The organism is Liberibacter crescens BT-1 (assembly GCF_000325745.1).
Classification (GTDB): domain Bacteria; phylum Pseudomonadota; class Alphaproteobacteria; order Rhizobiales; family Rhizobiaceae; genus Liberibacter; species Liberibacter crescens.
Window position 1 is genome coordinate 384,209 of sequence record NC_019907.1, and the last position, 25,650, is coordinate 409,858.

Sequence of the window (25,650 nt, forward strand, 5' to 3'; positions counted from 1 at the left end):
TCCTTTTCACTACTTTTCGATTCCTATGCGACAAAGCCCATGATGAGTTCAATAAAGATGATGGGCACTCTAGTGTCTATTTTCCCATCTCAATGATCAAAGTATTTAATAATCTTGCAATCGTGAAGTTTTTTTGCTCCTTAAAAAATTTATAAAATGTAGTTAAAGATTAATTAAATATAAGTTCTGTACTGCGAACTTGTTGGTGAGGCAGATGGTTTTGTTTCTATAAAATTAACTTTGTATAGTGTTAAAATTGATGATTTTTCTAAATCACCCAAATATTTTTGGTGAATTTGTTATATAAATATTTAGTTATAATGAAGATGGTGTTTTAATAGTATTAGAGTGCCATACTGAATAAATACAGTACTTTTAAAAAAGAGAGTAATTTTTCGTGAATTCTAACAAACACAAACTTGTTTTAGTGGTTGCTTGTGTACTTATTCGTGATGATAGGAGTGTTCTTATCACACAGCGTCCTGCAGGAAAATTGCAGGCAGGGCTTTGGGAATTTCCTGGTGGAAAGGTTGAATCTGGTGAAACTCCAGAAAAAGCGTTGGTTCGTGAATTGATAGAAGAATTGTCGATAACTATCCAAGAAATAAGTTTATTTCCATTAACCTTTGCTAGTTATGCATATGATGATTTTCATCTTCTTATGCCTTTATTTGGATGCGTTTCTTTTCAAGGGATTCCTTATGGACGTGAAGGGCAGAAAATTCAGTGGGTACAGTCTCATGATTTATATAATTTTCCCATGCCGCTTGCTGATAAACCGCTTGTTCTTTTTCTACAAAATTTCTTATTGCAAATGAAATTTGAAAGTTAATGTCAATATTTATAAGATGTTTTTTGAGTCATATCAGGTTTTAAAAACTATAAATTTTGAAATTACGAAAAAAACTTTTACGATTAACGCACAAGCTAATTTTAAAGTGGGTATGGATAGGGTATTTGTTGATCCAAATATCCTTTCTAAAGGATAAATTCTTAAAGATTTTCATCTCTTTGAACGCCATGATTACAACACTAGTTCGTTAATTCATAGTATAGGTGCAAATCTATCTTTTGAGTGAAGTTTTATACAAGACAAATAGAATAAAATGCTATCTTCAACATTAATAATATGCGCAACAAATAACAAAATCAATCAATTCAAGTTATTATAAATAAGAATTTTTTTATAAATTTAACACTGATCAAAGGTATAAATAATTCTATTATATAACATGCAATCATGTTTTGGTGCGGACGGCGGGACTCGAACCCGCACTCTTAATAAAGAAGCAGATTTTCTTACCACTTCAACTTTCGTTGCCGTCAACTTGACGTTTGTGGTCTGGACTGTCCCTTCACCATCACTTTTAAGCCTAAGGTGCCGCCCGTCCAGTCTCTACACCTTCCCTTTATAAGGGCTTGGTTCGGGATTAGCTTTAGATAAATCTATTAGCTTTCCCCGACTTTGAGCAGTTCTACTCTGTAGATTTCTCTACAGGCACTCAACATTATTTAAGTCTGCTGCGTCTACCGGTTTCGCCACGTCCGCATTATTATGTTTATACTTATATCTCTTTTTCTTGTCTAAATTTACTATATTAATTTTAATAGTTTAAATATAGCAATATAATCAAGAAATAAATTTGAGTAAATTAAAATTTATAATTCTCTTTAATAAAATTTCAAAAATAAGCATGATATTTATGGATTAGATTGTTTTTTTCTGTACAAGTTGTTATAGTTGTGTTAAATATTATGCTTATTTTTTTGTATAAAATCAGGGATGGATTAGATTAAATGAAATTTAAAATGAATTCTAATAATAGATGTTATATTCCTAAGGCTCGCATGAGTCTTGTTGTGGAAGATAAGAAAATGCGTAATATTCGTCGTTATTGGGATGGACAATATTGTCTTAAAAATCAAAGAAAATTAAATTATGAGGTACCTGATTCTAAAAATAAGAGATTAAAGATTATTCCTGTAATTGTTTTAGCGTTATTTTTAGGAATATTAATGTACATGAATTTAAATTATTTTTTATTCATATTGAATGTTATTTAAATATTAAAAACTTAATTTATTATAAATTTTATTTATTGTCAATTACTATGGCTTTTTTGGTAAAAGAGATTTTATGTGCAGAAAAAGGTCATTTGTGTCTCTCTGTTTTTTTAACTGAAAACTCTTTCTTTTATAGAAAGAGACACTATTCTTGTATAGAAGACAATATAGTTTAAATCTAATCTAGCAATTTATTTTCTAGGTTACCTTTGGCGGTTTAGGTAAGTTAGGTATTAAGGGTGCCTTTTTATGTTTTATCAATTAAATCAAGTACATATTTAGGAAGATTATTTTTTATTAACTCTCTCAGTTGAATGCTTTAGTGTTCGAGTAGGATCAAGTATGATTGCTCACTTTCTTGTTATGTTTTTGAATGCAGAAAAAGTCATATTTTCTGTTAAAGGTATTCAAATTAATATTTATTAACAGCTCAATAACTTGATTCTTGAGGTAAGTAAGCAAATATACCACGGACTTGTTTCTTTATTCTATTTAAAGAAGATGCGACGGTTTGATAGAGAGGGTATAGAGTATCAATGTTTAACCTTGTTTGCTCTTTCAAAAATTTTAAGGTGGATGATACGAAGTTTTGAATAAGAATTCTATTAATGATATTGCTTTTATCTGGTAGATTTTTAGTGAAAATGCTTTGCTTAATCATGATATCTTATATGAAAGATGATGTTTTATTGACTTTTTAAAAGTCATACTTTTGCTTATATTCTTTAAAAAAAAGCATTTTAATTACTTACGAATAATATATATTTAAATTATTGAGGTGATTATGGTAGAATTAACTTAATCAATAATTAATTTACATTCTGATTTAAAAGTTGAGTTTAGTAATATAATATTTAGAGATTGCTCTTTTTTAAAAAAAAATACAGAAAGGAAATAAACTGATCAATATAAAGGAAAATACACCGCAACATTTAAAAAAAATGAAAATTTCCTCTCTTTTTTGTCTTGATGCGGTTATAAAAAGTCTTGAAAACTCAAAGGCTGAGGATATTGTTAAAATAAAACTTATATGTGGCTTTCTATGTGATTACATGGTTATAGTTTCCGGGCGCTCAGATAGGCATATTCTTTCTATAACAGATAATCTTGTGTCTTATCTTAAAGATGAAGGAATTAAGGTATTTGGAGTTGAAGGGCAGCAGGCTGCCAATTGGATTGTTGTTGATGTAGGAGATATTGTTGTACATATATTTAGACCAGAAACACGAGAGTTATATGATCTTGAAAGTTTATGGAAGAAAGCTTTAGAGTGAAAATTTGGTGCAGAGGTATTTTATTTTTTATTTCAGGTTGCAATAAATAGCGTGCTTTTGCGGTTTTTGATCCTGAATAACTTAAAAAATAAGAAAGGGAAATCTATAAAGATAATTTTCTGTAGGATTAAGGAATATTTGCATTTGATAAAAAATGAATTTGTTTTGGACGTAATGCAATTCTGGATTTTAGATTTGTGTTAATTGGTAAGCGAATGTTATGGAAGAAATTGCTAGGTGTATATGTTGCTGCAATTTTGCTTTTTTGGGGTTCTTTTTCTGCAAGTCAGGAAACTGATAATATTGATTACAAATTAAATGAAGAAAAGGCACGTATTTCTTTAGAACTTGAGCAATTATCTAAGACTATTACGCTTTCTTCATACAAATCCAAAGCTTTAGAAGACAATATTCTTTTGTTGAAAAAAAATACCCAGTCATTACGTGCTGCATTAATACAATCTACTAAGCGAAATAGAGGTATAGAAACACAATTAAATAAAAGCAAAAATAAGCTTTCCAGATTGCGTCTTCAAGAAATTTTTTTGCAGAGTTCTCTTAAAGAACGACGTACTATATTAGCGAATGTTCTTGCTGCATTGCAGAAATTAGGAAGTAATCCTCCTCCTGTATTGTTGGTAACACCAGAGGATGCTCTTGCCTCTATTAGGAGTGCAATGTTGTTAAGTAAAGCAGAGTTGAGCATAAGAGATGAAACAAGAAAAATTGTTATTGATCTTAATAATCTTAAAGGGGTGCAGGTTTCTATAAAAGCTGAAAAAGCCAATCTTATGGTTATATTAGAGAAGAGCATTGAAGAAAAACGACGTATGGAATTGTTAATTGCAGGAAATGATAAGCTTTATCAGCAGGATTCACGTTCTCTTTCAGAAGAACGTCTTCGTACTCAAAAATTAGCAGAACGTGCGACGAGCCTTGAGGAATTAATATCTAATCTTGATAATCAGATTACTTCAGCACGTGAGCTTAATAAACGTGAACAAAACAATTCTCTTTTAAAGAACAATAGGGTAGTTTCTGATAAGGAGAAACATCAAGTTTTTGAGCGTCCTTTTGCGGATTTAAAAGGAAAATTAGAAATGCCAGTTGATTGTAAGGTATTGAAGTGGTTTGGAGATACAGATAGCCTTGGGCATAAGACGTTTGGTGTAACTTGTGCTGCGATGCCCGGTGCTATGGTCACTACTCCTGTGGATGGTTTTGTTGTTTATTCGGGGTCTTTTCGTAGTTATGGAAAAATGATAATCATTAGTCCCAGTGCTGGATATCATGTTTTAATTTCTGGGATGGATACGCTTAATATTGATCAAGGTAGATTTGTTTTTTCAGGAGAACCAATTGGTTCTCTAGGGACTAAGAGACTTGTTAGTGCTAATACATTAGCGCTAGAAACTGATGCGTTAACAGTTTATATTGAATTTCGAAAGGATGGAAAGCCTATTGATTCACGTGCATGGTGGAGCAAGAATGCTTTTAGAAAGGGAGAGGATGATAGGTAGGGTTTCTTTTGTTTTGGCTGGTATATTTATAGGAGCTTTTTTATTTAATCTTGTATCTATGACAAGAGTTTCAGCAGTTGCAGCGGATTCTTCTCTTTATAAAGAACTTCAGCTTATAGGGGATGTTTTTGAGCGTATTCATAGTAATTATGTTAGTCCTGTTAATGATAAAAAGCTTATTGAAAGCGGTATTGATGGTATGTTAAGTTCCCTTGATCCTCATTCTGGTTATATGAAGCCAGAAGAAGTTGCTAGCATGAGTAATGAGGTTAAGGGAGAATATGGTGGTTTAGGGCTTGAGGTTACTTTAGAAAATAATCTTATTAAGGTTATCTCTCCTATTGATGATACACCAGCATTTCGAGCTGGCATATTTTCTGGAGATTTTATTTCTGAGATTAATGGCAAGTCTGTTCGTGGTCTAAGACTTGATGAAGCTGTTAATAAATTGCATGGTGAAGTTAACACGAAAGTAACACTTACAGTTTTACGGAAGGGGGCAAATAAACCACTTAAATTTGTAATACAGCGTAAAATTATACCTATTATAAACGTTAAATATCGTGTTGATAATGGAGATATTGGCTATTTACGTATAACTTCTTTTACCGGGAAAGTTGATAGTCAATTGAGTAATGCTGTTGAGAAGATTAAAAAATCTGTTCTTTCGGATAATCTTAAGGGATATGTTCTTGACCTTCGTCTTAATCCTGGAGGCTTTCTAGATCAAGCAATTAGTGTTGCTGATTATTTCTTAGAAAAAGGGGAAATCGTTTCTACACGGGGTAGGAAACCTGAAGAAACTCAGCGTTTTAATGCAAGTCCTGGAGATATAATTGATGGAAAGCCAATGATTGTTTTAATTGATGGAGGTTCTGCTTCTGCCTCTGAGATTGTAGCTGGAGCACTTCAGGATCTCAAGAGAGCCGTCATTCTTGGAACACGCTCTTTTGGTAAGGGATCAGTACAAACTATTATAACCTTAGGAGATCAAGGTGCTTTACGGCTAACCACTGCGCTTTATTATACTCCTTCTGGGAGATCAATTCAAGGAACAGGGATTGATCCTGATATATTGGTTAAACAGCCATTGCCAAAAGAGCTTCAAGAAAAATTTTCTGCTATAGGAGAATCGGCTCTTGTTGGTCATATAAAAGGTCAGAGAGAAACAGAAAAAGGTTCTGGTTCTTTTTCTTATATCCCGCAAGATGTAAAGGATGATGTTCAATTAAATTATGCATTTGATTTGTTACGAGGCAAAAGAGAATATCCTGCTTCTATATCTTCTAATGTTAAAAGTAACGTGAAGCTTATTCAGTCTTCTGATTACGCTGCTCGTCAATAATCATTAAAAATGGACTAAATCTGTGGCTGTTGATTTACATAGCCCTTTAGGGGTTGAGCCTTCCTTTAGGAAAGATTCTAGACGTAAGCGTTTTTCATCAAGTGTAGTATTGAATTTTTTCGTTTGGTCATTTTTGAGTGGCTTTTCAGTTTATACTGCATTTTCTGGCTATATAAGGGATACAGGAGTTATTCTTAATTATGATCAGTTAAGCAGCAATAAGACTTCTTCCCCTTTGTCTATACGAGATTCAAATATAAAATCTTTACAAGATTTTTCTAAGCCTCAGGAAGATATTAATCAGATGGGGAGCGATAAAAGATCTATTCTTTCAAAGATTATAGACCACAGTACCAATTCTTCTGGATTGAGTCCTTCTCATGTGGACCAACAACAATATTTTCCTGCCGTTCCAAATGAAAATCTTATGGAAGATAGCGTTTATGGACGTTTACCTATTCGTGGTATGGATGGGAAAAGCCCTGCTAAATATTATGCTAGATCCTTGTCAAATACCAAAGGTGTACGTATTGCTATTGTAGTTTCTGGTTTGGGTATCAGTCAGACAGGAACACAATACGCTATAAGTCAATTGCCGGAAAATATCACTCTTGCCTTTGCGTCTGGTGGGAATAGCCTGCAACGTTGGGGACAAGAAGCAAGAAAGGCGGGTCATGAAATTCTTTTGCAAGTTCCTATGGAAGCCTTTGATTCTTCAAATAAAGATTATAATTTATATACCTTGACAGTAAATCAGTCAGTTCAACAACTAGTTGATCGGTTACATCAGTCATTAGCACGTATGAATAGTTATGTTGGTGTTATGAACTATCTTGGTGGTCGTTTTTTATCTAATCCGCAATCTGTGCAAATTTTGTTTAATGAGCTTTCTAAACGTGGGTTGTTGTTTTTTGATGATGGCACATCATTACCAGCAGTTACTAAAAAATTCGCACCATTGACGAAGTTACCTTATCTGGTTGCCGATCTTTATTTAGATAATCATGTTGATCGTGTATCTATCTTGAAAAATCTTGATGATTTAGAAAAAATTGCTCGTCAAAAGGGCACTGCTATTGGTGTTGCAGTTGCTTTTAATGAGAGTGTTGATATTATTACTAAATGGGTTGAAGAGTCATATAACCGGGATATTTCAGTTGTACCTTTATCAAATTTAGCTGATTTAACCAATTAAAGAACTTAATTATCGTATAATATTATGAACAATAGGGAATATGGAGAGAGTATTTAATTCATCAGGTATTTGTTCTTTTCCATATCGACAATGTGTTGGTATTATGGTTTTAAATCATGATGGGCTTATATGGTTGGGGCGTCGTTGTATAAAAAATAATATCAGAGAGGATGTTGGTTTTTTATGGCAAATGCCTCAAGGTGGCATTGATAATCAAGAACGGCCTATTGATGCAGCCTATCGTGAATTATATGAAGAAACAGGAATAAAATCTGTTTCTTTTTTACAAGAGAGCTTTCAGTATATAAGTTATGATTTCCCAGAAGGAATAGCAAAAAGAAACCAATATAAGGGTCAAACACAAAAGTGGTTTGCTTTTCGTTTTGAAGGAGATGAAAAAGAAATCTGCGTTAATAGAGAGCTTTATGGTTATAAATCTGAGTTTGATGCTTGGACTTGGAAGCTTATGAAAGAGATCCCTGATATGGTGGTTGATTTTAAGCGCAGTGCATATATTAAAGTTTTTAATGAATTTATTCACCTCTTAGCTTAAGGCGATCAATCTTTATTGCTATGGCTAGTAAAACGCTATAAACACTTCATTATTTTCTTGGATAACGGGAAAAAGATTCCTGTTCATCCAGAGTTTGGTTATTGCGTATAAACCTTTGGCTCGCATCCTGAAAAGGTTGATAATCCCATTTGGGTATGAAAGATCTTCCGGCTATCTTAGAGAGAAAACGACGTCGACATTGGCTAGCCTTTACCCGCTGGTCTAACTTTGCCAAATCCCAACGCTGGTTAACTTCGAGAGCAAATGCCATCTCATATTGTATCACTGCAGCGTCACCTGACAAGTTGTGCAATTCCAGAGGATCTTTGTCTAGATCAAACAGTTGTGCCGGTTCATTGAATGAGGAGATATATTTCCATTTCCCACGGCGGATCATGACCATAGGTCCCAGCGCACCTTCGGCGAGGTATTCACTGAACGCTGTATCCGGCCCGTCTTTTCCATTTAGGTGTCCGACTAGACTGACACCGTGCAGTGGAGCGGCTGGCATGAAGTTGGCATAATTGTCTCCAGCAGCTATTTCGATCAGGGTTGGCAGAAGGTCTATCAGTGAAACGTTAGCATTAATCCGTCGGGAAGGAAATAACGCTGGTCCATAGACAATTAATGGAATCCGTGATGCTCCTTCAAAAAAATTCATTTTGTACCAAAGACCACGTTCACCCAGCATCTCACCGTGATCAGAAGTAATGATCACTATGGTGTTGGTATATAGAGCTGTTTCCTTTAAGGTAGTGATTATTTGCGCAAAGCAATCGTCTACATAGGAGAGGGCGCCATAATAGGCATGACGTGCACGGCGCACATGATCATCGCTTAACAGGTTATCGGTTAGCTGGTACATGGCACGCAACCGATCTGAGTGCGGATCGCTGCTCACTTGTGCTGCTGTAACTTTAGGCATATCAATTGCTTCTTCTCGGTAGCGATCAAGATAGCGGCGCGGAATAGTGAACGGATCATGAGGATGTGTTAATGACATTAGAAGCAAAAAGGGGTGTTCATTGCCATGACGGGCTTCATCGTACAGTCTCTGGCGCGCATAAAATAACGCTTCGTCATCAAAATCCATCTGGTTGGTACGAACACACTCTCCAGCTTCTAACACTGAACTCATGTTGTGATACCAGTCCAGCCGTTGATTCGGTTCTTGCCAATCCGGTGTCCATCCGAAATCGGCGGGATAAATATCTGTGGTCAGTCGTTCATTAAATCCATGCAGTTGATCAGGGCCACAGAAATGCATTTTACCTGATAACCAAGTGTTGTAGCCATGTTCACGAAGATAATGACAGAAGGTAGGTTTATCGGCATGGAATTCGGCAGCATTATCATAGACCTCGTTTTCAGAAATAAGTTGGCCTGTCATGAATGATGCGCGAGACGGTGCACATAATGGACTATTGCAATAAGCTGATTCAAATACCACCCCTTCTGTCGCTAAGCAATCAATGGTTGGTGTAATACTTACTTTATTTCCATAGGCTGATAAAGCGGATGCAGAAAGCTGATCTGCCATGAGTATAACGATATTTGGTTTTCTTTTGTACATTCTAAAGTTGTAATCATTCTAGCATAAAATGTAAAGAGAAATTAATAATGAAATGCAATTTTTGAAAGATATCTTAATTACGATACATGCTTACATGAAGGCTTTTCCTGTCTTAATCTTCCTTATATACCGAATGATTTAAGAAAAATACTTTCATTTTTTTCCACATTCTTTCACCAGCCACGGGATATCTTTATAGTTTATGAAATAGATATTTGTTTTCTGAAGAATGGTTTTTTACATTTATGAGCTGAATTCGGTTATGGGAATTGTTTTTATGCATCGATAAGCCTCCCTTGTTTTGTAAAATCGACCCGTAAAGGCGCTGCGACTAGCGCAGGCTTTTTAGCTACCAGTTTTTAGAAAGTTGGTTGATGTAATCAAAATGGCTTTTTTCAGTAAGCCCAATGCCAATGCTCAAAACCTAAAAGCTCGGATAATTTTTCTTCTTAAGAGTCCAAAAGAAGATGTTACATATCATCTCTAAGGGTATTTTGAAAATGTGAGAGTAATGAAATTTAAAAAGGCAAGCGCCACCGTACCCCAGACCCCAGAGAATTGGCCATGGCCTTTTGACAAAACACGAAAGCATCGATTCATAATAAAAGTATTAGCCGTCAAAGAGATCCCTCCGATGTATATCCGCCACCGAGCTGCACAAGCCCAAACATTAAGATGCCAGTAATGGGAGATAAATCTATTGTAAAGACTTCTCCTAGGTTAAAGAAAGAATAAATTAAAATCAAGGGATTATGAATTATATGGCGATCCCGGCGCGATTCGAACGCGCGACCCCCAGATTAGGAATCTAGTGCTCTATCCTGCTGAGCTACGGGATCATCAATTCAATTAATATAAAATGCATTCATTTTAATAAGCTCTTATTCTATAAGATGTTATTTTTCCAGTCTATAATGAGTAACTATAAGATTTAAATACTTATAGATATAATTTTCTTTTGAGAAGACTTATTGATTTTAGATAATTTAATTAAAAAATAGATAAATTAAAGTAATTAAGGATTAAGGAGCAGATGCAGAATGTAACTCGAATTATCGGCATAGATCCAGGTCTTCAGCGAACTGGGTGGGGAGTTATTGATATTATGGGTCAAAATATGAAGTTTGTTTCTTCTGGAACTATTTCGTCTACTGTTAAGACTTCCCTTGCTTTTCGATTGCGGAAATTGTACGAGGAATTAACTCATGTTGTAAAGACTTGGCATCCTGAACAAGCTGCAGTTGAAGAAGTGTTTGTTAATAAGGATGCTGTTGCTACACTCAAACTTGGTCAGGCACGTGCTATTGCATTGTTGGTGCCTGCTATTGAAGGGCTTCCTGTATCTGAATATGCTCCGAATACTATTAAAAAGTCGATAATAGGGGTTGGTCATGGTGAGAAACAACAGATTCATAAGATGCTTCCGATTTTAATGCCTGGAGTAAAATTTAGTGGATCTGATGCTGCGGATGCTCTCGCTATTGCTTTATGCCATGCATATCATGTTACTTCAGGTTATTATAAAATTCTTATGAAGAATTAATATTAGTTTCAGATTTTTATAATGTTGTGTAGTAGGAATTTTAAGTATTATGATTGGCAAGCTTAAAGGAAATATCGAAGAAATATGTGAAGACTATTTGTTGCTTGATGTTCAAGGAGTTTGTTATACTGTATATTGTTCAGCGCGTACTTTAAAGGCAATTGGTAAAGCTGGTGATTCTTGTGTTTTATTTATTGAGACACACGTACGCCAAGATCAGATACGATTATTTGGTTTTTTTTCTACACTAGATCGAGACTTGTTTATTCTTTTACAAAGTGTACAAGGGATTGGGGTAAGGATAGCATTAGCAATTTTATCGACTTTAACATCCGTTGAATTAATAAATGCTATTGTGTTGCAAGATAAAACAATAATTGTCCGTTCTCCTGGAATTGGAGAAAAAGTTGCTGGTCGTATAGTAAGTGAGCTCAAAGAAAAGGTTTCTCATCTCATAAGAAAAACAGATACATGTTTAACTTTTAAACAGAATGTAGATCAGGATAATGCATTGTTGTCAGATGTGATATCGGCATTAGCTAATTTAGGGTATACTCGTGATCAGGCAACAATCGCAGTTTCTTCTGTTTTTAGGAGCCTTGATGGAGTTGTTGATGATTCTCAATTAATCCGGTTGGCGTTGAAGGAATTGTCTCGCTAGAGAATTTTCTCAGATTCTATTTTATAGGGATTATAAGGATGGTTGAGCGTGAAGGGTTGCTTTCTTATCAAAGCCAGAGAGAAGATGTGGATTCTACGTTATTGCGTCCACAAACTTTGGATGATTTTATAGGTCAATCAGACATATGTGCAAATCTAAAGGTTTTTATAAAGGCCGCTAAAGCTCGAGGTGAAGCGCTTGATCATGTTTTATTTGTTGGCCCACCCGGTCTTGGTAAGACAACTCTAGCTCAAATTATGGCTAAAGAGTTAGGCGTGAATTTTCGATCAACTTCTGGGCCTATAATTGCGAAAACAGGTGATCTCGCAGCATTATTAACTGGTTTAGAAGAGCATGATGTATTGTTTATTGACGAGATACATAGACTCAGTCCTGCCGTAGAAGAAATTCTTTATCCAGCTATGGAAGATTTCCAGCTTGATCTTATGGTTGGGGAGGGGCCAGCAGCACGTTCTGTTAAGATTAGTTTGTCGCGTTTTACACTTGTTGCTGCTACTACGAGAATAGGTCTTCTTACGAATCCTTTGCACGATCGTTTTGGAATACCAATAAGGCTCAGTTTTTATACAATAGAGGAATTGGAATTAATAGTTAAGCGTGGTTCTTCGATTATGGGGTTGTCTATGACAGATGAAGGAGCACATGAAATTGCTATGCGAGCGCGAGGTACTCCACGTATTGCTGGAAGATTATTGCGACGTGTACGTGATTTTGCTGAGGTTTCTCATATTAAATCTGTTACAAAAGAAGTATCGGATGAGGCTTTAACACGTCTTTTAGTAGATAGTATGGGCTTTGATCAGCTTGATCAGCGTTATTTGAGAATGATTGCTCATAATTTTGGTGGTGGGCCAGTTGGTGTAGAAACTATTGCTGCAGGTCTTTCTGAACCACGAGATGCTATTGAAGATATTATTGAGCCTTATATGATACAAAAAGGTTTTATTCAGCGTACATCACGTGGGCGTATTTTAACTGCTATTGCTTGGAATCACCTAGGGCTTATTCCTCCTGAAGGATTTGGAGTTTATTAACGAGAGTGAAGGTAGTTTTTTTTGTTTATAAAGAAATAATTACTTTTTATTGAGATTTTTGATTATTTGTTGTATAAACCATCTATTGAAGAAAAGAATTTTTTAACTTTTGATTATTCTTTAATAAAAAATTTATTTTTATTAAAGCTTCTATAAAGTTGTAAAAGCTATAACAATTTTTATCATACAAAAGATTTAATATTTTGCTGTGTTTTTTTATGATATAGGTTGTAATTGGATGTTGTTTTTCTATATGGATTGGTTGCTTCAAAAGTCAGGGATTTGTGTTCGGAGATTATGCATTAATGAAAGACATTGGGTTGGCTAATACGGCGTTAGATGTCGGTTTTGTTTCTCTGTTTATGCAGGCAGGGTTGATTGTCAAGTGTGTTATGATTTGCTTGATAATATCTTCAGTTTGGACGTGGGCGATTATAATTAATAAACGATTGAGTTTTGGAATTATGCGTCGCAGGTTTGTGCAGTTTGAGAAGCTTTTTTGGTCTGGTAAGCCTCTTGACGAATTATACAGGACTTTATCAGAACGGAAGAATTACGGATTAGCAGCAATATTTGTATCTGCTATGCGTGAATGGAAAAAAAGTTTTGAACGTGGAGCGCGTTCTCCCATTGGTCTTCAGAATCGCATAGACCGTGTAATGGATGTTGCAATAGTTCGAGAATCAGAAAATCTTTTGGCACGCTTAGGGTCACTGGCAACGATAGGATCTGTTGGGCCATTTGTAGGTTTGTTTGGTACTGTGGTTGGTATTATGAATTCTTTTCAGGCTATTGCAGGATCTAAAACTACAAATCTTGCTGTTGTCGCTCCAGGAATTGCAGAGGCGTTGCTTACTACAGCTGTTGGTCTTATAACTGCTATTCCTGCTGTTGTTGCGTATAATAAACTTACATCAGATGCGTCGAAGTTCCTGGTTCATATGGAGGGCTTTGCTGATGAATTTTCTGCTATTCTTTCTCGACAAATTGATGAAAAAAATAATTAGGGGTTCTTTATGAATTGAATGAAAATGGGAGAATGTTTATGGGAATGGTAGGAGGAATTGGTAATGGTTTGGAAGGAGAAAATCGTAGAAAAAGAGCGAGGAAAAGAAGGGTTCATAATAATGTCATGAGTGAGATAAATATCACTCCTCTCGTTGATGTGATGCTTGTATTGCTTATTGTGTTTATGGTTGCTGCTCCAATGATGACAGTTGGTGTTCCTATCGACCTTCCAAAGACTAATGCTAAGAATCTTAATTCTCAGACTCAGCCTATCACGATATCTGTTAAGGTAGATGGTTCTGTTTTTTTGCAAGAAACAGCAATTCCCATTAATGATCTTGCTGATAAACTAAAGGCTGTGGCAACTACAGGGTATACTGAGCGTATTTTTGTTAGAGGTGATTCTAAGTCTTCTTATGGAATTGTAGCGGATGTTATGGCTCGTATTCAAGAAGCTGGTTATAAAAACATAGCTCTTGTTACACAACAGAAAAAGGATTAATAGACTGCGAAATGAAGGGTAGCTTTGTTATATCCTTAGTTCTACATGTGGTATTTTTTGTGTTTTTTTTTGTTAATATTGGTCCCAAAAAAACTTTTGAAGCCAATGATTTTGAAGAGCTTCCTGTAGAACTTGTGAATGTTCAAGAATCAACTCAACTTGAAAAGGGAGATAAGCATGCACCTGTTAAAGAAACAAAATCTCCTCCAATAAGTAATACGCCAGCAATTGTTCCTGATGCGAAGAATGTTGGTAATAATCGTATGGATTTTGAGACACCTCCTACAGATTTGCAGCATCCTGTTGAGGTTAAATCTAGCGCTCCCCCTAAATCTCCTGATGTTCCATTACCTAAAAATGAAGAAATTGTCTCTGAAAGCAAGGAAGAGGAACAAAAGTTGGCCTCTTTACCGCAAAAAAATTTACCTCAAGAAGCAAAAATTCCTTCTGATACCATTCCTTTGCCTAATTTCCGAGATGATATGAAACCATCTTTAGAAAAACCTGTAGAGAAGGAAACTGAAGCTAAAAAAAATATAACGGCCAATGATAAATCTACTTTGGTCCCAAATAAAGAGGGTAAGAGACATGATAAAAAAACAATAGTTAAAGATTCTTCTCCAAAGAAAAGTGATTTTGATGCCAAACAAATTTCTGCATTGCTGAATAAACAAGATTCTTCTGGGGGAGGAGCAAGTCGTTCTACAGAAACTCCTTCATTAGGTAATACAATAAAGTCAAAAGGTTCTAAGCTATCTCAAAGTGAAATGGATCTTTTGCGCGGTCAGATTGCAAAAAATTGGAATATTGTCCCTGGTTTAGAGGGATTGGAGAAAATTAAAATTCGTGTACGGTTTCATCTTGATCGGGATGGTTTTGTGATTGGAGAGCCTGAAGTTGAAGCAACAGGTGGAGTGGATACAACTCGTCAAATATTGGCGAGTGGTGCGCGACGGGCGATAATAAAATCACAGCCATTTCATCTTCCTCCGGATAAGTATGATGATTGGAGTTATGTCATAGTAAATTTTCAACCATCGGACATAATGTAATGTTTTATGTGTTTACTTATTCAGTTTAGGTGCTTGTCGAGAGGTTTTTAAAATGTACTTTTGTTGCTTCTTTTTAAATTGAAAGGTCATTAATATGAAGATGAAGCTTCAGTTTCTCTTATTGTGTTTGGGAATTGGATTTGCTACTCCAACTAAAGCTGTGGTAGAAATAGATATAAATAAAGGAAATATTGCACCACTTCCTATTGCTGTTACTGATTTTACATCTTCAGGCGATTTAGGCGCTAAAATATCAGAAGTTGTATCGGCTGATCTAAAAAGATCAGGTTTGTTTTCTCCTATCTCAAAGAATGCTTTTATTCAGAAAAACATTGGTTCTGGTTCTCCACGATTTGAGGATTGGAAAGTTATCAATGCTCAAGCTCTTGTTACAGGTCGTGTTGTCCAAGAGAGTGACGGTCTTTTACGTGCAGAATTTCGCCTGTGGGATACTTTTGGGGGTGTTTTGATTGCTGGGCAACAGTTTTCTGCCAAACTGAATCAATTGCGACGTATTGCTCATATAATTTCTAATGAGATTTATTATAAAATTACTGGCGAAAAAGGTTATTTTGATAGTCGTATAGTTTTTGTTTCTGAAAGCGGACCAAAGGTTGATCGTAAACGTCAATTGGGGATTATGGATCAAGATGGATTTAACGTCCGTATGCTGACTTCCGGAAATAATATTGTTTTGACTCCACGATTTTCCCCAAATCGACAAGAAATAACGTATATGTCATATGAAGGACAACAGCCGCGAGTTTATTTGCTGCAATTGGAAACTGGACAGCGTGAAATAGTTGGTAATTTTCCAGGGATGACCTTTTCACCTCGTTTTTCGCCTGATGGTCAGCGTATCATTATGAGTCTTCAAAGAGAAGGTAACTCTAATATTTATGCAATGGATTTGCGTTCTCGTGTTACAACACGGATTACTTCTACGGATGCCATAGATACTTCTCCTTCATATTCTCCAGATGGCTCTCAGATTGTTTTTGAAAGTGATAGAGGAGGACGACAACAGCTTTATGTGATGAATGCCGATGGTTCAGGGCAACACCGTATTTCTTTTGGTGAGGGATCATATTCTACTCCTGTTTGGTCACCAAAAGGAAATTTTATTGCTTTTACAAAACAATCAAGTGGTAAATTTTCTATTGGTGTTATGAAGTCAGATGGTTCAGGAGAACGTATTCTTACGAGTGGTTTCCATAATGAAGGTCCTACATGGGCTCCTAATGGGCGTGCTTTAATGTTTTTTAGACAAAATGCCGGAGCTGGAGGTCCACAACTTTATTCTATTGATCTTACTGGTTATAATGAAGTACATATATCAACTCCTAGTTATGCTTCTGATCCAGCTTGGTCTCCATCGTTAGAGTAGGTAAAGTTATTGATTTTTTTGAGTGTTTGTGAAACATGATAATGAGGGTGTTGTATTAAAAGATCTTGTATTTTAACCTAATTATCATAAGATTAGAAAAACTGAAATAAAGTTCAAGGAGACACATAATGGAAGAGAGTCATGTCTCTAATTCAAATCAGGTATTTTGTGCTTCAACCGCAAATAAATCTTTAATATTTACTTTTTTTGTAACTTTTGCGTTAATGAGTTGTTCTAATAAAAAGAATGATATAAATAATGGCATTGGTTTTGGTAGAGGAGCAGGATCAATAGGATCTGTTCAGCCCGGTTCTTTGCAAGAGTTTACTGTTAATGTCGGTGATCGTGTCTTTTTTGATACAGACTCGTCTTCAATCCGCCCTGATGGTATTCAGACTCTTGCTCGACAAGTTCAGTGGCTTAGACATTATCCTCACTCTGTGGTTGTAGAGGGTCATTCTGATGAGCGAGGAACACGTGAGTATAACCTTGCTTTAGGTGCTCGGCGTGCTGAAGCAGTTCGTTCTTATCTTGTTTCTCAAGGGATTTCCTCTTCTCGTGTAAGAATTATTTCCTATGGCAAGGAAAAACCTGTTGCTATAGGCGATGATACAATTTCTTGGTCAAAGAATCGCCGTGCCGTCACCGTTTTGAGATGATTGTAAATAGTTGTTTTTATTTTTGGAATGAGAATTTTTATGGGGTTTCCTATAAATTTTCTTGAGTAATTTTGTATTTTTGAGGCATGAGCATATTAGTGATCTATTATAAGAAATTTTACTGAAATGGACACGAAAATGAAGAAATTTGCTTTTAAAAGCTTTTCTATTATTCCTTTTTTGATAGTAGCTTTTTTGGGTCTTTTTAATCTGTCATCTTTTGGGATGGAAGGTAATTATTCAGCTGGTGATCAGTTTATAAAAATACAGCAGCTTGAGTCTGATTTGCGTCAATTAAATGGTCGTATTGAAGAGATGAGTTTCCAATTGTTGCAAATGCAGGAGAGTGTACGCAAGACTCAGCAGGATAATGAATTTAGATTTCAAGAGATCGAAAAAAAACTTCAAGACTCAAAAAAGGATAAAGTAAAGTCTACGAAATCAGATATTGGAGAGAGTAATCCTATTAAAAAACAATCTTCTAATTATTCTGATACCAAAGAAAATCCTTCTAAAAAGGTATTATCTTCTCTTGGAACGCCTCCTTCTAATCTTGGCTCTTTACGGTTTGATAATGAAGGCAATCCGATTAATTACACTGTTAATAAAGATTCTTCCGATAAAGAAGTTGTTTCAGAGAATTCTGAAGGTGATGATAAATTGTATAAAGATGCATATAATTATTTTTCTGCTGGAAATTATGCGCTTTCTGAACAAAATTTTCGGAAATATATCTCTGAGTATACAGAGAGTCCAAATTCATCTGATGCTACATTTTACTTGGGAGAATCTCTTTTAGCTCAGAAAAAATATAATGAAGCTGCTAAAATTTTTCTTGCAGGTTATAAAACTTATGGCAACTCAAAACGTGCTCCTGAAATGTTGCTTAAATTAGGGGTGTCTTTGGTTTTTCTAGATGAGAAGAAAGCAGCTTGTGCTAGTTTTAAAGCCATTGACCAAAAATATCCTAAAGCTTCTAATAGTATTAAGAGTAAGAGCTTATCTGAACAAAAACGTTTATCTTGTTGAGTTATATTATTTTGATTTTTCTTTCACCTATAGAGGCTGCACTTTTATTTGTAAATAATATTATGCCTCCTCTACACATTCTGGTAGCTGTTTCTGGTGGTTCCGATTCGGTTGGTCTTTTGGTTGCTTTACATTCTGTTCTTTCAGGGAATTCTTTTAAAGAAATTAAATTATCTGCTGTCACAATAAATCATGGTTTAAGAAAGGAAGCGCATAATGAAGCCTTATATGTTTCTGGTCTTTGTTATGAATTAAATATTGCTCATAGAGTTGTTGTGTGGAAAGAGGCAAAACCTCACTCAGGATTAATGGTTGCTGCTCGGGAAGCACGTTATAAGTTATTATCTGAGTATGCGAGTAGTATAGGAGCTTCATTGGTTGTTGTGGGTCATACTTTTGATGACCAGTTGGAAACGGTTCGTATGCGTTCTACACGTGATCTTTTAGGTGAGGGTATTGGTCTTGCAGGTATTTGTGATATAATGCTTTACAATATGAGCTTATGGGTTTGTCGTCCGTTTTTAAAATGTCGTCGGGAGAGTATACGTTCTTTTTTAAAAGAAAAAGGTATAATTTGGTGTAATGATTCAAGTAATTTTGATAGTAAATTTGAAAGAGTTCGGTTTCGTTTATCCTATTCTGAAGAAAGCCTTGATATGATATCTAAAAGAATAGATATTGCCCAATATTCGCGTATTTTTTTAGGGGAACAGTGTGCTAATCTTGTTACGAAGTATTTAAGAGTTCACTTAAAGTCAGTAATTTCGATCTCTCGAGAAGTATTTTCGGTTGATCACAAGTTGGTTGCTCATTTAATCAGAGTTTCTGCTGCAATTTGTAGCGGATATTCCTTTTTGCCTGGATATCAAGCTATGAATAAGGTTATGCTTTTTTTAAAAGAAAATAAATTAGGTTGTATAAGTGTTGGGAATGCAGTGCTTGATTTACGTCGAGATACTTTATGGATAACACGTGCACTACGTAATATTCCTCCTATACGAGTTCTTTACCCTGGTGAATCTGTCGTTTGGGATGGACGATTAAGATTTATTAATTCTGATAAAGTTCCTATAAATATATGTCCTGGATTAGATACAAACTTTAAGACAGATTTGCCTAATAGTATAAAAAAGCGTGCATGTGCTAGTATTCCACGTGATATCGAGGGTGAACCATCAATAGCTTTATTTTCTCGCTTCTTAGTAGGGTTTGATTTTCCTTTAACATGTGCTTTTTATGCTGCATTTGGATTATTTCCTTTTCCAAAAAGTCCATTTCGTAATCTAAAATGTATACATTATTATTGATTGTCTTGGAAAATTGTTTTCTTGATCCTATGTTAGGAGAGATTAGTTTTAAAGTTTTTAATAGGTAGTAGTTATTACAATATTTCGGGGAGTTTTATGAACCCTAATTTCAAGCATTTCGTTTTTTGGGTAATGATTGCTCTTGTTTTGATATCGCTTTTCTCTGTGTTCCAGAGTTCAACAGGACAAGGAAGCGTACAAGAACTTTCTTACTCACAATTTCTTAAAGATTTAGATTCTGGACGTGTCAGAGATGTTTCCATAGTAGGGAAACGTATATCTGGTTATTATCTTGAAAGGGGAGCTTCTTTTCAGACATATGCTCCTATTATAGATGATAGTCTTATAGAAAAATTGAAAGAAAAGGATGTGAATATTTCTGCACGTCCTGTGAGTGATGGATCATCAGGATTTTTAAATTACTTGAGTAATTTATTTCCAATGTTTATAGTATTAGTAGTTTGGCTATTCTTTATGCGTCAGATGCAGGGAGGAGCGCGTGGAGCTATGGGTTTTGGAAAATCCAAAGCTAAATTACTTACCGAAGCAAATGGACGTATAACATTTGAGGATGTTGCAGGTGTTGATGAAGCAAAGCTAGATTTGCAAGAAATTGTTGAATTTCTCTGTGATCCACAGAAGTTTAAGCGTTTAGGTGGGCGTATTCCTCATGGGGTGCTTTTGGTTGGTCCACCGGGTACAGGTAAAACACTTTTAGCGCGTGCTGTCGCTGGAGAAGCAAATGTTCCTTTTTTTACTATATCTGGTTCAGATTTTGTAGAAATGTTTGTAGGAGTAGGTGCTTCTCGTGTTCGAGATATGTTTGAACAAGCTAAGAAAAATGCTCCTTGCATTATATTTATTGATGAGATTGATGCTGTTGGTCGTCATCGTGGAGTAGGTTTGGGAGGAGGTAATGATGAGCGTGAGCAAACTCTTAATCAGTTACTTGTTGAGATGGATGGATTTGAATCAAGTGAAGGTGTAATTCTTATAGCTGCAACAAATCGTCCAGATGTCCTTGATCCTGCATTGTTACGTCCTGGTCGTTTTGATCGGCAAGTTGTTGTTCCCAATCCTGATATTGGTGGTAGAGAGTGTATTCTTAAAGTTCATGTTCGTAATGTTCCATTAGCTCCTAATGTTGATTTAAGGACTCTCGCTCGTGGAACACCTGGATTTTCAGGTGCTGATTTGATGAATCTTGTAAATGAGGCTGCGTTAATGGCAGCTCGTCGTAATAGGCGGTTAGTTACAATGCAGGAATTCGAAGATGCAAAAGATAAGATTCTTATGGGGGCTGAGAGGCGTTCTTCAGCTATGACAGAGGCTGAGAAAAAACTTACAGCTTACCATGAAGCTGGTCATGCGATTGTAGCTCTTACTGTTCCAGTAGCTGATCCTTTGCATAAGGCAACAATTATTCCACGTGGGAGAGCTTTGGGTATGGTAATGCAGCTTCCTGAGTCAGATCGTTATTCTACAAGTTATAAATGGATGATATCGCGTTTGGCAATTTTAATGGGGGGGCGCGTGGCTGAAGAAATTACTTTTGGTAAGGAAAATGTCACTTCTGGAGCTGCTTCTGATATTGAGTATGCTACTAAATTAGCCCGTGCTATGGTAACACAATGGGGCTTTTCTGATGAATTAGGAAAAGTTACTTATGGAGAAGGACAACAGGAAGTTTTTTTGGGTCATTCTGTATCTCAATCTAAAAATATTTCTGAGGCAACCTCACAAAAAATAGATAATGAGGTTTTGCGTCTTATCAATAATGCCTATGCTGAAGCGGTGTCTATCATTAACGAAAAGCATAATGATTTTGTTACGATTGCAGAAGGATTGCTTGAATACGAGACGCTTTCTGGGAATGATATAAATGCTCTTCTAAGAGGGGAAAAGCTGAATAGATCTTTAGGAGATGATACAATACCTCCGCAAGGGTCATCTATTCCAAGAACTGGTGTTAATAATACAAGTACAATTGATTCAAGCAATGAGGATTCTATAAAGAATAATGAAGATGAAGTATAATTTTGTTGGCTTAAAGTTTTTCTGTTTCAGAAATATAGGTATCAGATTTATAGATAAAACAACTTTTTATTAATCAATATAAAATTCGTAATCAAGTATTAAAAATTCTAATTTTCTAGAAGTATTAGATCTTTTATCTTTCTATAGATTAGATAGATTCTGTTCTTTATATTAAGGATTTTGAAAATTTAATTTCATATAAAATTTATCAGGGAGTGATATGAAACGTTGTTATTTTGGTACCGATGGAATTCGTGGTCAATCCAATACATTTCCTATGACTCCAGATGTAGTCATGCGTGTTGGGATTGCTGTTGGTTTTTTGTTTAGATGTAAAGGACGAAGGCATAGAGTTGTAGTTGGAAAAGATACTCGTTTATCTGGTTATATGCTTGAAAATGCTTTAGTTGCAGGTTTCACTGCTGCAGGTTCTGATGCTTTTATACTTGGACCAATTCCATCTCCTGCTGTTGCTATGCTTACAAGATCTTTGCGGGCAGATATCGGTGTTATGATTTCTGCTTCCCACAATCCATATCAAGATAATGGAATAAAGCTTTTTGGTTCTGATGGTTATAAATTATCTGACGATATTGAAGATCGTATTGAGGAGATGTTAGATAAAGATTTAATGTTGCACGTTGCTTCATATGACAATATTGGTCATGCTAAACGTATTGACGGTGTTCATGATCGTTATATTGAGCATGCAAAACGTACTTTACCACGCAATGTTACACTTCAAGGTTTGCGAATCGCTGTTGATTGTGCCAATGGTGCTGCATATAAAGTTGCGCCGGCAGCATTGTGGGAAATGGGAGCAGATGTGGTCGTCATTGGAGCTGATCCCAATGGTTCTAACATAAATCTTGATTGTGGCTCTATGCATTTAAATGCGTTACAGAAAAAGGTATATGAGGTACGTGCTGATATAGGAATAGCTTTAGATGGAGACGGAGATCGTGTTATCATTGTTGATGAGATGGGATCTATCATAGATGGAGACCAAATTATGGCTCTTATCGCAGAAGAATGGAATGCAAATTCTTTATTAAGAGGTGGTGGTATTGTTGCTACTGTAATGTCAAATCTTGGTTTAGAGAGATTCCTTTCAGAAAGAGGGCTATCTTTAAAGCGTACTAAAGTTGGTGATCGTTATGTTACAGAATGTATGCGAAATGGTGGTTTTAATGTTGGAGGCGAACAATCTGGTCATATAGTGTTATCAGATTATGGTCCCACTGGAGATGGTCTTGTCGCTGCTCTTCAGGTTTTGAGTTGTATCCAAAGAAGAGGAAAGCCTGTTAGTGAGGTGTGTCGGTGTTTTGAAGCGGTACCACAAGTTTTAAGAAGTATCCGAATTACGGATAGCTCTCATCTTAATAATGAGATTGTTATTAAAGCTATTTCTGATGCAAAAGCACAGCTGTCAGGTGTAGGTCGTTTAGTGGTTCGTTCTTCTGGAACAGAACCTCTTATTCGCATTATGGCAGAAGGTGATGACTATTCTAGGATTGAGAATATCGTTAATGACTTAGTTGATGTTATTCATTCTATTAATATTTAGAATCTTTTTCTAAAAAAAATCTAGTTTTATAAATAAGGATAGAATTGTTATTACATGTTTATATATATCTACTAATATATAGAATATAAAAAGTAATTTTTATGTATTCTGAATCTTATGAAAAGATCTTATAATGTATTAGGAAAAGAGTATGAAAAATTTTTTTTTACAAATATTGACTTGGTGGAATGGTCAAACTATAGGAACAAAGATTTTTACTTGGCGTTTTGGTAAACGTGTAGGTCAAGATCAGTTTGGTAATATTTATTATGAAGGTCATAAGAGTTCTTATGGTTTACCTCATCGGTGGGTAATTTATAAAGGTTATGCAGATCCTTCTTCTATTCCACCTGAATGGCATGGCTGGATACACCATCGTTCTGATATTCCTTTAGCACAAGATAAAAGTAATGTTTTGAGTTGGCAGAAACCACATCACATAAATTATACAGGTTCTCCACATGCGTATCGTCCCAAATATTCACAGAATTTAGAAAATAAAAATTTTCAAGCCACTGGTGATTATAATTCTTGGACACCAGATGCTTGAATTCTTTTTAGAAAAAGAAATTAAGGGTTTGCGGTGACTATTAATAATTATATCAGGAAAACTTTATGAAAAAAATGCTGTTAAATAGAAAAATTATAGGATTAGCTTTTTTAATAACAACTATAAGTTTTAAAGTTGTATTTGCAGCAAGAATTAGCAATAAGGTTGCTGAATTTTCTGGTTTAGATAAAATTACGGGCCGTATAACAACTTTTGATGTTTATATGAATGAAACTGTACAATTCGGTGCATTGCAAGTTACACCTAGAGTTTGTTATTCAAGAGATTACAATGAAATGCAAAAAGTTGACACTTTTATTGAAGTTGATGAGATTACTCTTGATAGAAAAATGCATCGAATCTTCATGGGATGGATGTTTGCTGATAGCCCTGCATTGAATGCTATTGAACACCCAATATATGATATTTCGTTAAAAGGATGTAAAAAAGCTTCTAATGTCCCATCTCGAAATCTTAAGTAAATCATTAAGTTTCTTATAAAATTTTAAGGCATTAATAAAAATATAGATTTTAGGAAAAAAGTTTTTAAAAAACATTCTTAATGATTAAAATAAATATTTTAATCTTAGATAAAGCATAAATAAGAATTTATTCCTTAATGTAAATACTATTCATCTATATAAAAAATATTATTCCCATTCAAGTGCACCGCCATTCTGATATTCTATAACCCGTGTTTCAAAGAAATTTTTTTCTTTTTTGAGATCCATAGATTCACTCATCCAAGGGAATGGATTATCAGTATCTTCAAAAACATGAGCTAAGCCTAGTTGTGAACAGCGACGGTTAGCTATAAAATACATATATTGTTGACATGACTCAGTGTTAATTCCTAATAACCCACTCGGCATAGTATCTTTACTATAAGCAGCTTCAAGGACTGCAGCTTCCTTAAGCATTGTTTGTATTTCTTCTTGAAAAGAAGGAGTCCATAAATAAGGGCATTCAATCTTAATTTGATTTATCACATCAATACCAAAATTAAGGTGTATAGACTCGTCTCTTAAGATATATTGATATTGTTCTGCAATACCAACCATTTTATTACGTCTTCCTAAGGACAAGATTTGAGCAAAACCAGTATAAAACCACATTCCTTCAAATATAACATAGAAAGCAATAAGATCACGCAAAAAATCCTGATCAGCTTTAGGAGTCCCAGTAATAAAATTCTTATCATTTAGGCTTTGTGTATATTTTAAAGCCCAAACTGCTTTATTGGTAATAGATGGAATTTCGCGATACATGTTGAAAAGCTCGCCTTCATCAAGTCCAAGGCTTTCAACGATATATTGAAAAGTGTGTGTATGAACAGCTTCTTCAAAAGCTTGGCGCAAAAGATATTGACGACACTCTGCATTAGAAAGATGTTTATAGATAGCTAAAACTATATTGTTAGCTACAAGACTCTCAGATGATGCAAAAAATCCGAGATTTCGTTTAATCATCCGTCGTTCATCATCTGTTAATCCATTTTTTGATTTCCAGAGAGCAATATCTGCTTGCATAGATACTTCAGTAGGCATCCAGTGATTATTACACGCACAAAGATATTTCTCCCAAGCCCACTTATATTTTAAAGGTAAAAGCTGGTTTACATCAGAGCGTGCATTAAGTATTCGTTTTTCATCTACTTTGATTCGTGAAGCACCACGTTCGACTGGTCCTAAACCTTTAGTATTTATCTCTTGATCAATCATGGAAGAATCTTCAAAAGATAAAGAATGTGATTTATTGGCAGACATCAT

Annotated in this window: 23 protein-coding genes and 1 tRNA gene; 21 read left to right on the forward strand and 3 right to left on the reverse strand. The window is 35.2% G+C overall.

What is annotated here, in order from left to right; genetic code table 11:
• Nucleotides 1-397: 397 nt before the first annotated feature.
• The 7 genes from B488_RS01655 to B488_RS01685 all read left to right on the forward strand — a co-directional run bounded on the left by B488_RS01655 (nucleotide 398) and on the right by B488_RS01685 (nucleotide 7,951).
• Nucleotides 398-832 carry a (deoxy)nucleoside triphosphate pyrophosphohydrolase gene (locus tag B488_RS01655; RefSeq protein ID WP_015272752.1) on the forward strand — a complete coding sequence of 145 codons (435 nt, stop codon included), beginning with the start codon at nucleotides 398-400 and terminating at the stop codon, nucleotides 830-832.
• A gap of 1,016 nt (nucleotides 833-1,848) precedes the next feature.
• Nucleotides 1,849-2,064: a hypothetical protein gene (locus B488_RS01660; RefSeq protein WP_015272754.1), complete on the forward strand. Its 216-nt coding sequence runs from the start codon at nucleotides 1,849-1,851 to the stop codon at nucleotides 2,062-2,064.
• A 941-nt stretch (nucleotides 2,065-3,005) separates the two neighbouring features.
• On the forward strand, nucleotides 3,006-3,338 hold the full coding sequence (rsfS, locus tag B488_RS01665; protein WP_015272756.1) for a ribosome silencing factor: 333 nt from the start codon (nucleotides 3,006-3,008) through the stop codon (nucleotides 3,336-3,338).
• Between the two features lie 197 nt (nucleotides 3,339-3,535).
• Complete coding sequence (locus B488_RS01670) at nucleotides 3,536-4,858, forward strand: murein hydrolase activator EnvC family protein (RefSeq protein WP_051012098.1); 1,323 nt, start codon at nucleotides 3,536-3,538, stop codon at nucleotides 4,856-4,858.
• Nucleotides 4,848-6,203 carry a S41 family peptidase gene (locus B488_RS01675; protein ID WP_051012099.1) on the forward strand — a complete coding sequence of 452 codons (1,356 nt, stop codon included), beginning with the start codon at nucleotides 4,848-4,850 and terminating at the stop codon, nucleotides 6,201-6,203. The genes B488_RS01670 and B488_RS01675 overlap by 11 nt, the downstream gene beginning before the upstream one ends.
• Nucleotides 6,204-6,225: 22 nt before the next feature.
• A complete protein-coding gene (locus B488_RS01680) occupies nucleotides 6,226-7,398 on the forward strand; it encodes a divergent polysaccharide deacetylase family protein (RefSeq protein WP_015272759.1) in 1,173 nt (390 codons plus the stop codon).
• Between the two features lie 40 nt (nucleotides 7,399-7,438).
• Complete coding sequence (locus B488_RS01685; protein WP_015272760.1) at nucleotides 7,439-7,951, forward strand: RNA pyrophosphohydrolase; 513 nt, start codon at nucleotides 7,439-7,441, stop codon at nucleotides 7,949-7,951.
• A 49-nt stretch (nucleotides 7,952-8,000) separates the two neighbouring features.
• Here B488_RS01685 and betC read toward each other — a convergent pair whose 3' ends face one another.
• Entirely contained in the window at nucleotides 8,001-9,524 is a 1,524-nt protein-coding gene (betC, locus tag B488_RS01690; protein ID WP_015272761.1) for a choline-sulfatase, read from the reverse strand.
• Nucleotides 9,525-10,286: 762 nt separating this feature from the next.
• Nucleotides 10,287-10,363 (reverse strand) — tRNA-Arg (locus B488_RS01695).
• A 194-nt stretch (nucleotides 10,364-10,557) separates the two neighbouring features.
• On the opposite strand from B488_RS01695, the gene ruvC reads away from it, so the two are divergent.
• The 14 genes from ruvC (at nucleotide 10,558) to B488_RS01765 (ending at nucleotide 24,363) form a co-directional block, all read left to right on the forward strand.
• Nucleotides 10,558-11,067: a crossover junction endodeoxyribonuclease RuvC gene (ruvC, locus tag B488_RS01700; protein ID WP_015272763.1), complete on the forward strand. Its 510-nt coding sequence runs from the start codon at nucleotides 10,558-10,560 to the stop codon at nucleotides 11,065-11,067.
• Between the two features lie 49 nt (nucleotides 11,068-11,116).
• Nucleotides 11,117-11,728: a Holliday junction branch migration protein RuvA gene (gene ruvA, locus B488_RS01705; protein WP_015272764.1), complete on the forward strand. Its 612-nt coding sequence runs from the start codon at nucleotides 11,117-11,119 to the stop codon at nucleotides 11,726-11,728.
• Nucleotides 11,729-11,766: 38 nt separating this feature from the next.
• Nucleotides 11,767-12,783 (forward strand): Holliday junction branch migration DNA helicase RuvB, encoded by a 1,017-nt coding sequence (gene ruvB, locus B488_RS01710; RefSeq protein ID WP_015272765.1) that lies wholly within the window; start codon nucleotides 11,767-11,769, stop codon nucleotides 12,781-12,783.
• A 305-nt stretch (nucleotides 12,784-13,088) separates the two neighbouring features.
• Entirely contained in the window at nucleotides 13,089-13,790 is a 702-nt protein-coding gene (gene tolQ / locus B488_RS01715; protein ID WP_015272766.1) for a protein TolQ, read from the forward strand.
• A 38-nt stretch (nucleotides 13,791-13,828) separates the two neighbouring features.
• Nucleotides 13,829-14,293, forward strand: a complete 465-nt coding sequence (locus tag B488_RS01720) for an ExbD/TolR family protein (RefSeq protein WP_015272767.1) — start codon at nucleotides 13,829-13,831, stop codon at nucleotides 14,291-14,293.
• Nucleotides 14,294-14,352: 59 nt separating this feature from the next.
• Nucleotides 14,353-15,345 carry a cell envelope integrity TolA family protein gene (locus tag B488_RS01725; RefSeq protein WP_244422699.1) on the forward strand — a complete coding sequence of 331 codons (993 nt, stop codon included), beginning with the start codon at nucleotides 14,353-14,355 and terminating at the stop codon, nucleotides 15,343-15,345.
• 94 nt (nucleotides 15,346-15,439) lie between these two features.
• Nucleotides 15,440-16,732 (forward strand): Tol-Pal system beta propeller repeat protein TolB, encoded by a 1,293-nt coding sequence (tolB, locus tag B488_RS01730; protein WP_015272769.1) that lies wholly within the window; start codon nucleotides 15,440-15,442, stop codon nucleotides 16,730-16,732.
• Between the two features lie 128 nt (nucleotides 16,733-16,860).
• Complete coding sequence (gene pal, locus B488_RS01735; protein ID WP_015272770.1) at nucleotides 16,861-17,391, forward strand: peptidoglycan-associated lipoprotein Pal; 531 nt, start codon at nucleotides 16,861-16,863, stop codon at nucleotides 17,389-17,391.
• A gap of 138 nt (nucleotides 17,392-17,529) precedes the next feature.
• Nucleotides 17,530-18,420 (forward strand): tol-pal system protein YbgF, encoded by an 891-nt coding sequence (gene ybgF / locus B488_RS01740; RefSeq protein WP_015272771.1) that lies wholly within the window; start codon nucleotides 17,530-17,532, stop codon nucleotides 18,418-18,420.
• Between the two features lie 11 nt (nucleotides 18,421-18,431).
• On the forward strand, nucleotides 18,432-19,727 hold the full coding sequence (gene tilS, locus B488_RS01745) for a tRNA lysidine(34) synthetase TilS (RefSeq protein WP_015272772.1): 1,296 nt from the start codon (nucleotides 18,432-18,434) through the stop codon (nucleotides 19,725-19,727).
• Between the two features lie 96 nt (nucleotides 19,728-19,823).
• Nucleotides 19,824-21,764, forward strand: a complete 1,941-nt coding sequence (gene ftsH / locus B488_RS01750; RefSeq protein ID WP_015272773.1) for an ATP-dependent zinc metalloprotease FtsH — start codon at nucleotides 19,824-19,826, stop codon at nucleotides 21,762-21,764.
• Between the two features lie 220 nt (nucleotides 21,765-21,984).
• Nucleotides 21,985-23,331 (forward strand): phosphoglucosamine mutase, encoded by a 1,347-nt coding sequence (gene glmM / locus B488_RS01755; protein ID WP_015272774.1) that lies wholly within the window; start codon nucleotides 21,985-21,987, stop codon nucleotides 23,329-23,331.
• Nucleotides 23,332-23,482: 151 nt separating this feature from the next.
• The gene (locus B488_RS01760) at nucleotides 23,483-23,881 is read left to right on the forward strand and encodes an NADH:ubiquinone oxidoreductase subunit NDUFA12 (RefSeq protein ID WP_015272775.1); all 399 of its coding nucleotides are present in this window, start codon (nucleotides 23,483-23,485) and stop codon (nucleotides 23,879-23,881) included.
• Nucleotides 23,882-23,946: 65 nt separating this feature from the next.
• The gene (locus B488_RS01765) at nucleotides 23,947-24,363 is read left to right on the forward strand and encodes a DUF2155 domain-containing protein (protein WP_015272776.1); all 417 of its coding nucleotides are present in this window, start codon (nucleotides 23,947-23,949) and stop codon (nucleotides 24,361-24,363) included.
• A 168-nt stretch (nucleotides 24,364-24,531) separates the two neighbouring features.
• Here the strand turns inward: B488_RS01765 and B488_RS01770 are convergent, their stop codons facing one another.
• Nucleotides 24,532-25,647, reverse strand: a complete 1,116-nt coding sequence (locus tag B488_RS01770; RefSeq protein WP_015272777.1) for a ribonucleotide-diphosphate reductase subunit beta — start codon at nucleotides 25,645-25,647, stop codon at nucleotides 24,532-24,534.
• Nucleotides 25,648-25,650 lie beyond the last annotated feature (3 nt).

Coding starts and splice junctions, on each gene's coding strand:
- B488_RS01685 (WP_015272760.1), top strand. CDS start 7,439: ATGGAGAGAGTATTTAATTCATCAGGTATTTGTTCTTTTCCATATCGA.
- ruvA (WP_015272764.1), top strand. CDS start 11,117: ATGATTGGCAAGCTTAAAGGAAATATCGAAGAAATATGTGAAGACTAT.
- B488_RS01675 (WP_051012099.1), top strand. CDS start 4,848: ATGATAGGTAGGGTTTCTTTTGTTTTGGCTGGTATATTTATAGGAGCT.
- ruvC (WP_015272763.1), top strand. CDS start 10,558: ATGCAGAATGTAACTCGAATTATCGGCATAGATCCAGGTCTTCAGCGA.
- tolB (WP_015272769.1), top strand. CDS start 15,440: ATGAAGATGAAGCTTCAGTTTCTCTTATTGTGTTTGGGAATTGGATTT.
- pal (WP_015272770.1), top strand. CDS start 16,861: ATGGAAGAGAGTCATGTCTCTAATTCAAATCAGGTATTTTGTGCTTCA.
- ybgF (WP_015272771.1), top strand. CDS start 17,530: ATGAAGAAATTTGCTTTTAAAAGCTTTTCTATTATTCCTTTTTTGATA.
- glmM (WP_015272774.1), top strand. CDS start 21,985: ATGAAACGTTGTTATTTTGGTACCGATGGAATTCGTGGTCAATCCAAT.
- B488_RS01660 (WP_015272754.1), top strand. CDS start 1,849: ATGAGTCTTGTTGTGGAAGATAAGAAAATGCGTAATATTCGTCGTTAT.
- ruvB (WP_015272765.1), top strand. CDS start 11,767: ATGGTTGAGCGTGAAGGGTTGCTTTCTTATCAAAGCCAGAGAGAAGAT.
- rsfS (WP_015272756.1), top strand. CDS start 3,006: ATGAAAATTTCCTCTCTTTTTTGTCTTGATGCGGTTATAAAAAGTCTT.
- B488_RS01720 (WP_015272767.1), top strand. CDS start 13,829: ATGGGAATGGTAGGAGGAATTGGTAATGGTTTGGAAGGAGAAAATCGT.
- betC (WP_015272761.1), bottom strand. CDS start 9,524: ATGTACAAAAGAAAACCAAATATCGTTATACTCATGGCAGATCAGCTT.
- B488_RS01765 (WP_015272776.1), top strand. CDS start 23,947: ATGAAAAAAATGCTGTTAAATAGAAAAATTATAGGATTAGCTTTTTTA.
- B488_RS01760 (WP_015272775.1), top strand. CDS start 23,483: ATGAAAAATTTTTTTTTACAAATATTGACTTGGTGGAATGGTCAAACT.
- ftsH (WP_015272773.1), top strand. CDS start 19,824: ATGAACCCTAATTTCAAGCATTTCGTTTTTTGGGTAATGATTGCTCTT.
- tolQ (WP_015272766.1), top strand. CDS start 13,089: ATGAAAGACATTGGGTTGGCTAATACGGCGTTAGATGTCGGTTTTGTT.
- B488_RS01770 (WP_015272777.1), bottom strand. CDS start 25,647: ATGTCTGCCAATAAATCACATTCTTTATCTTTTGAAGATTCTTCCATG.